This window comes from Flavobacterium aquatile LMG 4008 = ATCC 11947, from assembly GCF_000757385.1.
Taxonomy (GTDB): domain Bacteria; phylum Bacteroidota; class Bacteroidia; order Flavobacteriales; family Flavobacteriaceae; genus Flavobacterium; species Flavobacterium aquatile.
In genome coordinates, this window is the sequence record NZ_JRHH01000005.1 from 85788 (window position 1) to 101240 (window position 15453).

Consider the following 15453-nt stretch of genomic DNA (forward strand, 5'->3'; position numbering starts at 1 on the left):
TAAAAAAAACTTAGTGCCTTTGCGCCTTTGTGGCAAAAACATGGAAACAAAAGACTTACTAAAAAAAGTTCGGAAAATAGAAATCAAAACCCGAAGATTGAGCGATCATATCTTTTCGGGTGAATATCATACGTCTTTTAAAGGACGCGGAATGACTTTCTCTGAAGTGCGACCTTATCAATTTGGCGACGACGTTCGTTCGATCGATTGGAATGTAACGGCGCGATACAACGAAGCTCATGTTAAGGTTTTCGAAGAAGAACGCGAATTAACCATGATGCTTATGGTTGATATTTCGGGTTCTGAAAGTTTTGGGACTAAAAATCAGTTGAAAAGCGAAATCGTAACCGAAATTGCAGCAACCATGGCATTTTCGGCAACTCAGAATAATGATAAGATTGGTTTGATTTTGTTTTCGGATGCGATCGAATTATATATTCCACCCAAAAAAGGAAAATCACACGTACTTCGAATTATTCGCGAGTTAATCGAATTTCAACCAAAAAGTAGAAAAACCGATTTATCTCAAGCGCTAAAATTTTTATCTTCAACTCAAAAAAAGAAAGCAATTGTATTTTTGATTTCCGATTTTATGGTAGAAGACGATTACGAAAAAACATTAAAAATTGCAGGGAAAAAACACGACATAACTGGAATTCGTGTGTATGATATTCGGGAAGAAAAAATGCCAAACGTAGGAATGGTAGAAATGGAAGATGCCGAATCGGGCGAAATTATGGTTGTTGACACAAGTTCTAAAACTGTTCGATTAAATTACGAAAAAAACTATCAGGAGAAAGTCACTTTCTTTAAAGAAATATTTTCTAAATGCGGTTCGGGAACAGTAAATACGCGTGTTGACGAAAGTTATGTTAAAAAATTATTGGGTTATTTTAAATCAAGATAAAATGTTTTACCACAAAGACACGAGGAAGGCACAATGCTCACAAAGATTTTTCTTAGCGCGCTTCGTTAAGCTTAGTGAACTTCGTGGTTAAATTAAATTAAAATGAAATTCAAATTATATATATTATTTTTTCTACTTACAACGTCACTTTTTGCACAAAAAGTAACGACTTCTATAGATTCTACCAAGAAAAAAATAGGAGCAGAATTTAAGTTAACCATTAAAACATCGGTTAATAAAACCGATAAAGTTGTTTTCCCTAAATCTAAAAGTTTTGGTGCATTAGAAGTTATAGAATCCTATAAAATTGATACGATTAAATCTAATGATAAAATCGAATTAATTAAAAAATACGGATTAACGCAATTCGATTCAGGAAAATATACCATTCCAAGAATTCCAATCATCATCAACGGAAAAACAGCCTATTCTGATAGTTTGAAAGTTGAGGTTTCAAATGTAAAAGTTGATACTTTAAAACAAAAAATGTTTGATGTTAAAGACATTGCACCAGCAGAAAGTGTTTCAAACGGTTGGTGGAAATATCTTTTGGGAATTTTAGTGCTAATCGGACTTGGATTTTTAGGGTATTATTTATTCAAAAAATTCTACAAAAAACAGGAAAAAGTTGAAGAAATAATATACACATCACCAATAGAAAAAGCCACTTCACTATTACAGCAATTAGAGAAAAAAGAGCTTTGGCAAAAAGGAGAAGTAAAATCCTATTACTCAGAATTAACAGATATTGCAAGAAATTATATAGAAGAAGAAATTCATATTCCAGCGATGGAAAGCACTACATCAGAACTTATTGTGAGTTTGAGAAATGTAGCAAAAAACAAAAAATTAAAACTGTCTAAAGAAACTCTTGAGAATCTTGAAAAGGTGCTGATGCAAGCCGATTTAGTGAAATTTGCGAAAGTAAAACCTTTAGATTTTGAAATCGAAGAAGACAAAAAACGCATCACAAGTACAATAGTAACCATTCACAAAGCAATTCCAGAAGTTGTTGAAGAAAAAGACGAATTGGATGCGTGGAACGAACAACAAAAAGAAAAGGCGCGTTTAAAGAAATTAAAAAAAGAACAACAGAAAAAATTTATGTATGCTGGCGGATTAGTTGTTGCCTTACTTATTTCAACTTTGCTTTATTTTATTGCGACTAGAGGATTTGTAGATGTAAAAGACACAATTTTACGAAATCCATCAAAAATTCTTTTAGAGAACGAATGGATTAAAAGTGATTACGGAAATCCTGGTGTAATTGTTGAAACACCTGAAGTTCTTCGAAGAATGGATCCTAAAAAAGCTTTGTCTAAAGATGCATTTGCCATTTTAAAAGAAATGCAAATGTTTAGTTTTGGAAGTTTATATGAACCACTTTATGTTGAGGTTTCTACTTTAAAATATAAAAAAGAAACCAATGTTAATTTTGATACCGTTCTTGAAGGAATTACCAAAAACTGGGAAAAAATTGGAGCACAAAATATTCTTTTCAAACAAGAAGATTTCAATACAGGAAAAGGAGTTACTGGTGCACGAGCTTATGGTTCGATGACCGTTGTGGATAAAGAAAATGATGAAAGTGAGAAAATGTATTATGAGATTTTATTGTTTAAACAAGACGGCGGATTACAGCAAATCATCGTTTCTCACAGAGATGGCGATCAATATGGAGATGCAATCTTGCAACGAATAATAAAATCAGCCGAACTAAAACAAGCGCAATAATAATGGAAAAAATATCATTTTTAAATCCAGAGTTTTTTTGGTTGTTGCTGCTAATTCCAGTAGCAATCGCTTGGTTATTTTGGAAAAGAAAAGAACAATCGGCTACATTAAAAATAAGTTCTGTTACGGGATTTAAATCGTCTAAATCAACTTTAGCCAAACTAAAACCTTATTTAAATGTTCTTCGATTATTGGCTTTAACTTCATTAATCCTCGCATTAGCTAGACCAAGAACAGTTGATATTAGTAACCAAACTAAAACCACAAAAGGAATAGATATTGTAATGGCAATTGACCTTTCAAGCAGTATGTTGGCCAAAGATTTAAAGCCAAACCGAATGGAAGCCTTGAAAGAAGTCGCAGCAAATTTCGTAGTTGGACGACCAAACGACCGCATTGGAATTGTAGTTTATGCAGGCGAAGCTTATACAAAAACTCCAGTTACAAGTGATAAAGCAATTGTTGAAGATGCAATAAAAAACATGGCTTTTGATGGCGTTCTGCAAGACGGAACCGCAATCGGAATGGGTTTAACAACAGCCGTAAACCGATTGAAAGATAGTAAAGCCAAAAGTAAAGTGATTATTTTGATGACTGATGGAGTTAATAATTCAGGATTTATCGAGCCAGAAACAGCTTCAGAAATTGCTAAAGAATACGGAATTAAAGTATACACAATCGGAATTGGAACTAACGGAATGGCACAATTTCCTTATGCATACGCACCAAACGGAAAAGATTTTTTATACAAAATGCTTCCAGTAGAAATCGATCAAGAATTGATGAAAACAATCGCGAAAAATACAGGAGGAAAGTATTTTAGAGCCGTTAGTAATACAAAATTAGAGCAAATTTATAGCGAAATAAATAAATTGGAAACCACAGAAATCGAAGAATTAAAATACTACGATTATGATGAAAAATACCGACCATTTATCTTATTAGCAGGAATTTTGTTATTGATTGAAATCGGATTGAGAAACACACTATTTAAAAGTTTTATATAGTCAATTACAAATTATAAATTACGAATTACGGTTTCAAATCATGAAATTTTTATAATTCTTAATTTATAATTCGTAATTCGTAATTTAAAGTTATGTACGAATTAGAAGAAAAAGGTTATTTATATCTACTGATTATCATCCCAATTTTGGCGGTGCTTTTTCTGTATGTTCAATTTTGGAAAAGAAAAAAGCAAAAAGAATTTGGTGATTTGGATTTAATCAAAAAATTAAGTCCAGAGAAATCGGTTTTTAAACCAGCTTTAAAAATTATAATGGTTCTTTTAGGATTGACATTCTTGATAATTGCTTTGGTAAATCCAAAAATGGGAACCAAAGTCGAAAAGGTAAAACGACAAGGAATAGACATTGTTTTTGCTGTTGACGTTTCTAAAAGTATGCTCGCCGAAGACGTTGCGCCCAATAGATTAGAAAAGAGTAAACAACTTGTTTCTCAATTAATTAATCAACTTGGAAGCGATAGAATTGGTATTGTTGCCTATTCTGGAAGCGCATTTCCTGTATTACCAATGACATCCGATTATGGTGTTGCTAAAATGTTTTTACAATCGATGAATCCCGGAATGATATCGTCGCAAGGAACATCAATAGATCAAGCAATCGACTTAGCATCGACTAAATTTTTTGATAAAAAAGACAAAACCAATAAGTTGTTAATTTTAATTTCTGATGGTGAAGATCACTCTGCAAGCTACCAAGATGCAGTTGAAAATGCCACAAAAATTGGAATAAAAATCATCACAGTTGGCGTTGGAACAGAAAAAGGCGGACCAATTCCATTAAAAAGAAACGGAATTTTAGAAGGTTATCAAAAAGATAAAGATGATCAAACGGTAATTACAAAAAGAGACGCGACCATTCTAACTGCAATTGCAAAAGGTTCTAAAGGTGGATATATTGATGGAAATTCAACCAAATTAGTTTTGGATTACGTAAAAAAAGTATTAGATAATACAGAGAAAACCGAATTTGGAGCAACACAAATGGCCGATTTAAAATCGCAATTCCAATGGTTTTTAGGATTTGGATTCTTCCTATTATTTTTGGATGTTTTCTTATTAGAAAGACGAACAAAATGGGTTAGAAAAATGAATTTATTTAATGAAAAAGAATAAATCCTGCCAGGTTTTTAAAACCTTGTAGGTATGATTTAATATGAAAAATATAATTATTTGTTTATTAATGCTCACCACTTTTGCACTTCAAGCGCAAGAGAAAGATAAGTATTTGCCAAAAGGAAACGAAGAATTTGCCTCAAAAAACTATGTCGATGCCGAAGCAAATTATAGAATTTCGCAAGCTAAGTTTGCTAAAAAATCGAAATCTTCTTATAATTTGGGAACATCAATTTACAAACAAAATCAACCTGAGGAAGCCAAATATCAATTTGCCAGAGCGATACAAGATGCTAAAACAAAATCGGAAAAGCATTCGGCATTTCATAATTTTGGAAACACTTTAATGAAAGAAAAAAATTATGAAGGCGCGGTTCAAGCTTACAAAGACGCTTTAAGAAATAATCCGTCTGACGAGCAAACTCGATATAATTATGCGTTAGCAAAAAAAATGCTAAAAGACCATCCGCCTAAAAACGATGACAAGAAAGACAAAGACAAAAATAAAGATAAGAAAGACGAAAAAGACAAGGAAAAAGATAAAGACAAAAAAGACGACAATAAAGATAAAAATAAAGACAAAAAAGACGGAGACGATAAAAAAGACAAGCAAGACAAACCACAACCTAAACCAAGTGGTGCCAACAAGCAACGTATTGATAATTTGTTAGATGCCGTGAGTAATGAGGAGAAGAAAGTACAAGAAAAGGTAAACGCCCAAAAAGTTCAAGGAAAGCCACAAAAACCAGAAAAAGATTGGTAATTAAACAATTGCAAATCAAAAATTAAGAATGAAAATGAAAAAGTATTTATTGCTTTTATTTACAATAGTTGTTACAAATTCACTTTTTGCTCAAGTAAAGTTTGAGACACGAGTGAGCCGAGATGAAATTGGCATCAATGAAAATGTGAGAGTAGAATTTTACATGAATGTTGATGGCGATAATCTTGGTATTCCTAACTTTGATAATTCTGGATTTAGAGTTATTGCTGGTCCGAGCCAAATGGTAAGCCAGTCTTGGGTTAACGGAAGAAGTTCTTTTAACAAAGCCTATTCGTTTACACTGATGCCTTTAAAAAAAGGAAGACACACCATAAAAGGCGCCACAATGGAGTTCAACGGACAGGTTTATAAATCGCAACCTGTTACAATTACTGTTGGAAATGCGGTGCAACAACAGCAAAATCCTTACAACAATAATCCGTATTATCAACAACAGCAACAACAAAGACAACCTCTAAATGCTGGTAAAGATGGTGTACATCTGGTTGCCGAAATTTCTAAAACCAATCCGTATGTAAACGAACCAATCACGGTTGTTTACAAAATTTATGTGAGCAATCGTTCGGCGGTAAGTGGTTGGAATGAAACCAACAAACCAAAATACTCCGATTTTTGGAGTCAAAATATTGATATTAAAAACCTATCTATTCAACAAGGAACTTTTAAAGGAGAAAGTTACCGTTACGCTGTTCTTAGAAAAACCGTTTTATATCCACAAAAAGCAGGAAATCTGCAAATTGAACCCTTGACTTTAGAAGTTCAAGTTGAAGTTCCAACCGGTAGATATGATGTTTATGGAAATCCAGAAACGGTTTTACAAACCAAGAGAGTTTCTGCTGGTGCCAAAACAATAAATGTAAAAGCATTACCCGAAGCAGGAAAGCCAGAAGGATTTTCGGGCGCTGTTGGTAAATTTGACTTCAAGGTAAATGCATCCAAAACAACTTTAAAAAGTGGTGAATCACTAGATTTAAATGTTCAAGTTGCTGGAACTGGAAATTTAAAATTATTCAGTTTGCCAAAACCAGTTGTGCCGTCAACATTAGAATTATTCGACCCAGAACATACTGAAAATGTTTCAACTCCAATTTCTGGAATGACCGGAAGTATTTCTGATAAATATACTATTATTCCAAACGAAAAAGGCACTTTTGTTATTAAACCAATTTCATTCTCCTATTTTGATTTGTCATCAAATAGTTATAAAACAATAACTTCCAATCAAATTGTGTTGAATGTTGCTCAAGGCAAAAATAACGCCGTTGCTTCCAATCCGAATAAAGCGGAAGATTCAGTGAAAAAATCATTTGCTTTTATCAAACAAAAAACAACATTAAAAAACATAAAACCAGATGATTTCTTAGGTTCTGGATTGTTCTACGGATTGCTGTTTTTACCGTTTTTGATTGTTCCAATAATTGTAATTTTCAAGAAGAAAAAAGAAGCTTTGGATGCCGATATTGTTGGAAACAGAAGAAAAAAATCAAATGCTTTAGCGAAGAAATATCTATCAGAAGCCAAGAAACAAATTAACAACAAAGAACCATTTTATATTGCATTAGAAAAAGCAATGCACAATTTCTTGAAAGCTAAATTAAGCATCGAAACCTCAGAAATGAGCAAAGAAAAGATAACCGAAATTCTGTTGTCTCGAAATGCCAATTCTGAAACAGTAAAAGAGTTCATTGTCTTGACAGAAAGTTGCGAATTGGCTCGATATGCGCCATCATCAAGTACCATAATTCATCAAGATTATGACAAAGCCGTCGAAATTATTTCTGAATTAGAAAAACAAATTAAATAGTAATCATGAAGAAGTTTTTTTATCTATTTCTATTTATTTCTGCATCTGTTTTTGCAACCGATGTTTCTAATCCGTTTGTAGAAGGTAATAACTATTACAATAACGGAAAATACGAAGCTGCTATTACAAGTTACGAAAGTGTTTTGGCATCAGGACAACAATCGGCAGAACTCTATTTTAACTTGGGAAATTCTTACTATAAATTACACAAAGTTGCACCAGCGATTTATAATTTTGAAAAGGCATTACAGCTAAATCCGAACGATCCAGAAATTCAAACCAATTTAGAGTTTGCTCAAAAAATGGCAATTGATGATATAAAAGTCATCCCAAAAGTTGGTTTTGATAAACTACTTGCCGATTTTACTTCAAGCTATCATTATGATACTTGGGCTTGGATTGCAGTAGCATTTGGCTTTATTTTTCTATGCTTTTTTATCGGATATTATTTTTCTGGAACAGCTTTCAAAAAACGAATTTACTTCACCGGAATGTTTGTGGTTTTAATCTTAATAATCATTTCAGTTTCATCAGGAATTTTCGAAAAAAACCGATTGGAAACTGAAAAATCTGCCATTGTTTTTGCCGAAACCGCTTCGTTAAAAGGCGAACCAAAAGCCACAAGTCAAGAAACAATTTTGCTTCACGAAGGAACAAAAGTATTCATTCTAGAAAGCAACGCCAATTGGAGAAAAGTACAACTTACAGACGAAACTACAGGATGGATTGAAGCTGAAAGTATTAAAGAACTGTAGATTTCAGTTATCAGGTTGCAGATTTCAGATTTCAGTTTAAATTATCCACACAGTTTGTCATTCCGTAGGAATCGCATTTTTTATTGAAAGATTATTCAGTATTAAATCCAAATCAGATTCTGAAATTGAAGTTAAATTTAAATTGTATTTTGTTCCAATAAATGTTTTGTTTTTAATGCAAATTGAAATTTCATTATTGTTTTTTACCTCAAGTTTTTTGATATAAAAAGTGCTTAAATAAGCGTATTTATTGGGAAATTCACTTTTTATAACCAGTGGACCTTGATATAAATTAGTAGGATAGGAATATCTTAAATAAATAAAACATTCTTTTTTAGTAAAACGAAATTTACAATAATCAAATTCACTTCCAAAATTCACAAAAAGATTAACGGCTATCATTGACGATATTCGTAAATCTTCAGTTTCTTTGTCCTCATCAGACCGTAAAGATTCTATTAATCGCCTATCTTTCTTTAATTTGAAGTATTGCGTAGCTCCAAAATAAATTACTAGTATTGAAAGAAAAATTCCTAATATTGAGTATAAATCTTCCATATTCAAATTTATTTTTCATCATTGGAAACACTACTTTTCAAATCCAAAAACCAATCCGTCAAAACTGGCAACATAAATTCAGAAGTTTTTAAAATCGGATTGAAAAATATAGAATTTTCTTGAGTTTCTTTAGAAATTAAAGCATTGTCAATATTCACCTTTTGAAATAGACTCAACACTACGCCAAGCATTAAAACAGTTTTTAAAACGGCAAAAAAAGCACCGCCTAATTTATTCAACCATCCTAAAAAAAGTGTGCTTGCTATTCCAGAAAATACTTTTGCAAGCAAATGAATGGCTATAACAATCAAAATAAAAGTTAGGATAAAGGCAATTACCTTAACTGATTTTGAAGTTCCGTCACCAATTACATTTCCAACAAGATGCGAGAATTTCACGGCAACATAAATTCCGATGAAGAACGAAATAACAGAGGCAAATTCTACAAAAAGTCCATTCTTTAAACCTTTAAAAACGCTGTAACCAAGTAAAACGGCAAATAAAATATCAATAAAACTCATAGAATAATTTTCAAGTCACAAATATAAACGAATTTTTATATTGTCACATTGAGCGCAGTCGAAATGCTAAATGTGATATATTTGCAAATCATTATAGATAAAGAAAAACGCTATTCTTAATTTTCTTTACTCTATTTTCTAAAAAAAATCATATGTCTCGAGATATACAACTAAAAGAACGCTGGGAAAAAGTCGTTGAAATTCTGTCCAATCAATTTTCGCAAGGAGAAGATTTAGATTTGGATGCCATAATTTACCTTATTGGAGTTCAAGAATTAGGAAAATTTCATCGCGAATTCAAAAAAGACGAAAAAGTAAACCTAATGCACATTGCAATTTGCAGATTATTAGAGCCTTATGGATATTATGAATTTGATTTTGTAGACAAAGACGGTTGGCCACATTACAAAGTAAAAGAAGAATTACCACCATTAAAAGCAGGCGAACAAACCATTTTAATGAAAGATGCCATTGTGAATTATTTTTTAGAAAAAGAATTAATTGATTAATGATTGTGGATTAAAGATTTTTGAATTAAGATTTATTTAAAAAACTTCCAACTTCCAACTTCCAACTTCTAACTTTTCCTTAAATTTGCACCTTCAAAGAAAGACCGATGATAGATAAGATTAAAGAACACATAGAAGAAGCTAAGGCATTCAATACTAAAAACAAAGAAGCGTTAGAAACGTTTCGTATCAAATATTTAGGAAGTAAAGGTTTGCTTAAAGAACTTTTTACGGAATTTAAGAACATACCTAACGACCAAAAGAAAGACTTCGGACAAGTAATCAACACGTTGAAATCTGTTGCCGAAGAGCGAGTAAAAACCATTCAAGACGAGCTAGAAAGCAAGGAAGAAGTAAAAGGTTTTTATGGCGATTTATCTCGTCCAGGCGAACCGTTGATTATTGGTTCTCGTCATCCTATTTCATTGGTAAAAAATCAAATTATTGATATCTTTTCAACCATAGGATTCAACGTTTCTGAAGGTCCAGAAATTGAAGACGATTGGCATAATTTTACTGCATTAAACTTGCCAGAATACCATCCAGCAAGAGATATGCAAGACACGTTTTTCATTCAAACAAATCCTGATGTTTTGTTGCGTACGCATACTTCATCGGTGCAAGTGCGTTACATGGAAAACAACAAACCACCAATTAGAACCATTTCGCCAGGAAGAGTTTTCCGTAACGAAGCGGTTTCATCTCGTTCGCACTGTATTTTCCATCAAGTAGAAGGATTGTATATTGACAAAGACGTTTCGTTTGCCGATTTAAAACAAACATTATTATATTTCACAAAAGAAATGTTCGGAAAATCTAAAATACGTTTACGTCCATCGTATTTTCCTTTTACAGAACCAAGTGCCGAAATTGATATTTATTGGGGTTTAAAAACTGAAACTGATTACAGAATTACAAAAGGAACCGGTTGGTTGGAAATTGGAGGTTGCGGAATGGTAGATCCAAATGTTCTAAAAAACTGCGGCATCAATCCAGACGAATTCTCAGGTTTCGCTTTCGGAATGGGAATCGAACGTATCGCAATGCTTTTACACCAAATTGGCGACATTAGAATGTTCTTTGAAAACGATGTTCGTTTCTTAGAGCAATTTAAATCAAGTATTTAATTAAATTAAAATAATAATGAAGAAAATTTTACCTTTTTTGTTTATGATGAGTAGTTTTGTAGCTTTCTCACAATTACAAGTTCACACTGTGAATTTGACTACAAATGATTTAGTTTACGATTCAGTTACAAATAAAATTTATGTAAGTATTCCAAGTGCAAATGGTTCTAATGGAAATAGTATTGGTGTTATTAATCCAAACACTTATTTACTAGAAAACACCATATTTATTGGCAGTGAACCTACTGTTTTAGCAATTTCAGACAATGGGCAATATATTTATTCTGGCTTTAGTGGTACTTCAACCGTTAGAAGATTTGATGTAGCCACTCAAACGTCAGGACTTCAATTTAGTTTAGGAAGCGACTCTTCAACAGGTTCTTATTACGTTGAAGATATTGAGGTTATGCCCGGTCAACCAACAACCATTGCTGTGTCAAGAAAAAACAATGGATTCTCACCGAGACATGAAGGAGTTGCAATATACGACAACAATGTTATGAGACCAACCACAACTCCAGATCATACAGGAAGTAATAGAATTGAATTCACTGGTTCTAACTCATTAATTGGTTACAATAATGAAACTACCGAGTTTGGTATTAGACGATTGGCGGTTAATAACTCAGGTGTAACTAATGTTAGTGTTACATCAAATGTATTAAGTAATTTTGGTTTGGATTTTATATACAAAGACAATTATATGTATGCTTTTGATGGTAAAGTTGTAGACATTACAACAGCACCATATGTAAGTGGACAATTTTCAAATGTTTCTGGGCCAGTTGTTTACGACACATATTACAATAAAGTTTGTTTTGCTAGTTTTGATTTTTCAGGAAATATTACTTTTAAAAGATTTAATCCTACAACTTACTTATTGTTCGATAGTTTACCAATTTCACAAGCTTTTGGTGCTGTTGAAACTATTATTACTTGTGGAAATGGTTGTTATGCTTTTAATACAAGTGACAATAAAGTCGTAATAATAAAAGATTCTACTCTAGCACAGAATGAAAATCCAGATAATAAACAATTGGTTTTTTATCCAAATCCTGTTAAGGACTATTTAAAAATTGATAGTAATATCGAAATCAATGAAGTTGTAATTTATGATTTAAATGGACGAATTGTTAAGAATTCTAATTTTGATGGAAGTCAAATGTATCTTGGTGATCTAGAAAATGGAATATATATGGTAAAAACAATTGATGTTGATGGGGTTTTTAAATTAAATAAAATTATTAAAAGATAATTTTTGAAATCATAAATTTTCATGGTTAGATTATGAAATCAGACATTACCATACCAGAAGTAGAAAATGTATTCCTTGCAGCCGTCCAAGAATGGAGCGACGACTTCATGGAGAAAGTTTGGTACGTTTATTTAGTAAACGATTCTGACTACGATTTAGACAGCGTAATGGTAGTTTCTAAAGCATTTGGAACCATTGATGGTGAAATGAAAAAAACGTCGCTTTTGCGTCACGCATTCATTAAAGTTCCTGCTGTTTCTGTTGTAAAAGTAGAAATGATAGAAAATAGTGTTCTTCGATTGAACAACGAATTTATGGTCACGTATTTCATAGGAAGTACTTTATATGACAAAAAATTCATCTTCCGAGCACAAACTATCACACCTGATTATGTAGAAGAAGTGCCTATTTTATTCGTTGATGGCGTTATTGTGAGATAGCAACTCTTTTTGTCATTCCGTAGGAATCTCAATAGTTACTCACATTTTTGATGAAGGTAATTAGAATTCTTCTGATTTTCAATAACAAAGATATTATAGCTTATCGATTTTCTCACTCTTCATTTTCTGTTTCCAGTTGTAATATCCTAAGCCAAAAATTCCTACTGCGAGGTAAATTCCTGCACGAATATAGAAATTGGTACTTGAAAGTTGTTCCACAAAAGGTTTTTCTTTGATTTCAAATAAGGTCATGAAAATAATCATAAAGATTCCCCAAAAACCACCCATTTTAATTTGATATTTCCATCTTTCGCTCATAACTAATCCAATTTGTCGGTTAATTTTTTAAATACTGATTTGGCATCTTTTCCTTCGTATAAAATTTCATAAACCGCATCGATAATTGGCGTTTTTGCACCGTATTCTTGGTTTAATTTGTAAGCACTTTTTACGGCATAATAACCTTCGGCAACCATAGACATTTCCATCATCGCCGATTTTACTGTGTAGCCTTTTCCAATCATGTTTCCAAACATTCTATTTCTAGAAAAAACCGAATATCCTGTAACTAACAAATCGCCCAAATAAGCTGAGTTATTGATGTTACGTTTCATTTTGTGTACTTTTCTAATGAATTTCTTCATCTCACGAATAGCATTACTCATAATCACCGATTGAAAATTGTCTCCATAACCTAAACCATGAGCAATTCCGGCAGCGATTGCATAAATGTTTTTAAGCATGGCAGCATATTCAGTACCAATAATGTCGTCTGTGATTTTGGTTTTGATGTAATTTCCAGCAAGGATTTTTGCAACAATTTTAGCTTTGGTAGCATCGCCACACGCAATTGTAAGATACGAAAGTCGTTCTAAAGCCACTTCTTCCGCATGACATGGACCAGTAATTACACCAATGTTCTCGTACGGAATATCATATTTTTTATGAAAATGTTCGCCAACAATTAGGAACGTTTCTGGAACAATTCCTTTTATGGCAGAAAATATAACTTTGTTTTTTAAATCGACTGTTAATTTTTCTAATTCAGTGCTTAAAAAAGCTGACGGAATGGCGAAAATAAGATAATCGGCATATTCAACAGCTTCGTTAATATCGGCTGTTAGTTTTAGCTTATTGGTGTCAAACTCAACCGAACTTAGATAATTAGGGTTGTGTTTGTGAGTTTTTATATGATCAATTGCCGATTGGTTGCGCATGTACCACGCAATTTCGTTTAGATTTACGCAAAGCATTTTTGCAATTGCTGTTGCCCAACTTCCTCCGCCAATTACTGCAAATTTTGGATTTGTATTCATTACTATATCGTTTGAAAATCAAAAATACTCTTTTTTTACGGTATTGGCAAACCATTACTGACTTGTTTAGCCCTGATTGTAATGAAAAGCATTGTGCAGTAAAAAGCTATTTTTTCTTATCTTAAAAAAGCGACCAAAGAAAGCTCTTTTTAAGATTTAGAAAAAAAGATTTTTGCAAGCAATCTTGCAATGGAAAGCAGGATAAGCTTCTAAAAAGGGTTGAAATTTAACTTATATTTATGATTTTCAGTGCAATAACAATACAACACAGCCGTTATTATTGATATGATTTCTGTTAGGTTGTTATCATATAAGTTAAGTTAGTTAAAATTTTGTTTTGGGTTTTGAAAAAAGGCGTTCAGGAAATAAATCTTGAACGCCTTTTAATTTGTATAAACTGCTGAATTAGTAACTCATTTCTACAATTTCTCTAACTTTTTCGGGTGTAATGTTTTGCTTTTCACCAAGACCTTTCCAACCTCTTTCTGTGAAACGGTTTACGATAAACTCGGCCGTATCTTTGTAGTTTTCAGTGTTTTCAGAAAGTTTGGTTTTCATTCCCATCGTGTGGAAAAATTCGACTGTTTTTTCAATGGCTTTTTCGGCTTTTTCATCTACAGAATTCCCTGTGATTTTGAAAACGCGTTCGCCGTATTGTGCCAATTTATCTTTTTTGGTTTCAAACATTACTCGGTACAAACTTGGAGCAATAATTGCCAAAGTTCGAGCATGATCTATTTCGTATAAAGCGGTTAATTCGTGACCAATCATGTGTGTTGCCCAATCGCTTGGAACGCCTTTTTGGATTAATCCGTTTAAGGCCATAGTTGCACACCACATATAGTTGGATGCCAATTTATAATCACTTGGATTTTCTACAACATTTGGACCAATTTCTACTAACGTTTGTAAAATGCTTTCTGCAAATCGATCTTGCAAAAGTGCGTCATGCGGATAGGTTAAATATTGTTCCATAACGTGTGTAAAAGCATCGATTACACCATTCTGAATTTGACGTTTTGGCAATGATGTAATTACGGTTGGATCGCAAATAGAAAATTTTGGAAACAAAGCACTTCCTCCAAGAGTTAGCTTTTCTTGAGTTGCTTCGATGGTTACCACTGCACCCGAATTCATTTCTGAACCTGTTGCTGGTAAGGTTAAAACAGTTCCGAATGGAATCACTTTAGATAAATCGGTGAAAAGCACACGATTTTTTAAAATATCAATCGGATTTCCTTCGTAATGCGTTGCGCCCGAAATGAATTTTACGCCATCAATTACGCTTCCACCACCAACGGCAAGAATGAAAGTGATGTTTTCTTGTTTGATAATTTCAACGGCTTTCATCAACGTTTCAAATCTCGGATTAGGTTCGATTCCCCCAAATTCTATGATTTCAAAATCTTTTAAGGCTGAAGTTACTGCCTCGTGAACGCCGTTTTTAAAGATGCTTCCGCCACCATAAGCCAATAAAACTTTAGCATTTGCAGGAACAAGTTTTGATAATTTTTCGGTTTGTCCTTTTCCAAATATGTAGTTGGTAGGATTGTATAATTCGAAGTTGTTCATTGTAAAAATATTTAGATTGCAAATTTACAAA

Annotated in this window: 16 protein-coding genes; 11 read left to right on the forward strand and 5 right to left on the reverse strand. The window is 32.7% G+C overall.

From position 1 onward, the window contains the following. Positions 1-40: 40 nt before the first annotated feature. From LG45_RS12255 to LG45_RS12285, 7 genes are all read left to right on the forward strand, one after another. Positions 41-907 carry a DUF58 domain-containing protein gene (locus LG45_RS12255; protein WP_035127578.1) on the forward strand — a complete coding sequence of 289 codons (867 nt, stop codon included), beginning with the start codon at positions 41-43 and terminating at the stop codon, positions 905-907. Positions 908-1009: 102 nt separating this feature from the next. Beyond that, positions 1010-2641, forward strand: coding sequence for a BatD family protein (locus LG45_RS12260; RefSeq protein WP_035127579.1), 1632 nt, complete (start codon positions 1010-1012; stop codon positions 2639-2641). A gap of 2 nt (positions 2642-2643) precedes the next feature. Continuing rightward, complete coding sequence (locus LG45_RS12265; protein WP_035127580.1) at positions 2644-3648, forward strand: vWA domain-containing protein; 1005 nt, start codon at positions 2644-2646, stop codon at positions 3646-3648. Between the two features lie 92 nt (positions 3649-3740). Further along, positions 3741-4781 (forward strand): VWA domain-containing protein, encoded by a 1041-nt coding sequence (locus LG45_RS12270; RefSeq protein ID WP_035127581.1) that lies wholly within the window; start codon positions 3741-3743, stop codon positions 4779-4781. Positions 4782-4821: 40 nt separating this feature from the next. Next, positions 4822-5544, forward strand: coding sequence for a tetratricopeptide repeat protein (locus tag LG45_RS12275; protein ID WP_035127582.1), 723 nt, complete (start codon positions 4822-4824; stop codon positions 5542-5544). A gap of 34 nt (positions 5545-5578) precedes the next feature. Then, complete coding sequence (locus LG45_RS12280) at positions 5579-7369, forward strand: BatD family protein (RefSeq protein WP_035128400.1); 1791 nt, start codon at positions 5579-5581, stop codon at positions 7367-7369. Between the two features lie 5 nt (positions 7370-7374). Beyond that, a complete protein-coding gene (locus LG45_RS12285) occupies positions 7375-8124 on the forward strand; it encodes a tetratricopeptide repeat protein (protein WP_035127583.1) in 750 nt (249 codons plus the stop codon). A gap of 57 nt (positions 8125-8181) precedes the next feature. Here the strand turns inward: LG45_RS12285 and LG45_RS12290 are convergent, their stop codons facing one another. Both LG45_RS12290 and LG45_RS12295 read right to left on the reverse strand, forming a co-directional pair. Then, positions 8182-8682, reverse strand: coding sequence for a hypothetical protein (locus LG45_RS12290; protein ID WP_035127584.1), 501 nt, complete (start codon positions 8680-8682; stop codon positions 8182-8184). Positions 8683-8690: 8 nt separating this feature from the next. Next, positions 8691-9203 carry a CvpA family protein gene (locus tag LG45_RS12295; RefSeq protein WP_035127585.1) on the reverse strand — a complete coding sequence of 171 codons (513 nt, stop codon included), beginning with the start codon at positions 9201-9203 and terminating at the stop codon, positions 8691-8693. Positions 9204-9355: 152 nt separating this feature from the next. Between LG45_RS12295 and LG45_RS12300 the strand changes: the two genes are divergently transcribed. The 4 genes from LG45_RS12300 (at position 9356) to LG45_RS12315 (ending at position 12534) form a co-directional block, all read left to right on the forward strand. Next, a complete protein-coding gene (locus LG45_RS12300; RefSeq protein ID WP_035127586.1) occupies positions 9356-9712 on the forward strand; it encodes a hypothetical protein in 357 nt (118 codons plus the stop codon). A 107-nt stretch (positions 9713-9819) separates the two neighbouring features. Next, a complete protein-coding gene (locus LG45_RS12305; RefSeq protein WP_035127587.1) occupies positions 9820-10839 on the forward strand; it encodes a phenylalanine--tRNA ligase subunit alpha in 1020 nt (339 codons plus the stop codon). A gap of 16 nt (positions 10840-10855) precedes the next feature. Then, entirely contained in the window at positions 10856-12094 is a 1239-nt protein-coding gene (locus tag LG45_RS12310; RefSeq protein WP_035127590.1) for a T9SS type A sorting domain-containing protein, read from the forward strand. A 32-nt stretch (positions 12095-12126) separates the two neighbouring features. Next, the gene (locus LG45_RS12315; protein WP_035127592.1) at positions 12127-12534 is read left to right on the forward strand and encodes a hypothetical protein; all 408 of its coding nucleotides are present in this window, start codon (positions 12127-12129) and stop codon (positions 12532-12534) included. A 93-nt stretch (positions 12535-12627) separates the two neighbouring features. On the opposite strand, the gene LG45_RS12320 is transcribed toward LG45_RS12315, so the two are convergent. The 3 genes from LG45_RS12320 to LG45_RS12330 all read right to left on the reverse strand — a co-directional run bounded on the left by LG45_RS12320 (position 12628) and on the right by LG45_RS12330 (position 15422). Next, on the reverse strand, positions 12628-12852 hold the full coding sequence (locus LG45_RS12320; protein ID WP_035127594.1) for a hypothetical protein: 225 nt from the start codon (positions 12850-12852) through the stop codon (positions 12628-12630). Between the two features lie 2 nt (positions 12853-12854). Then, the gene (locus LG45_RS12325) at positions 12855-13850 is read right to left on the reverse strand and encodes an NAD(P)H-dependent glycerol-3-phosphate dehydrogenase (protein ID WP_035127595.1); all 996 of its coding nucleotides are present in this window, start codon (positions 13848-13850) and stop codon (positions 12855-12857) included. A 405-nt stretch (positions 13851-14255) separates the two neighbouring features. Then, entirely contained in the window at positions 14256-15422 is a 1167-nt protein-coding gene (locus LG45_RS12330) for an iron-containing alcohol dehydrogenase (protein ID WP_035127597.1), read from the reverse strand. Positions 15423-15453 lie beyond the last annotated feature (31 nt).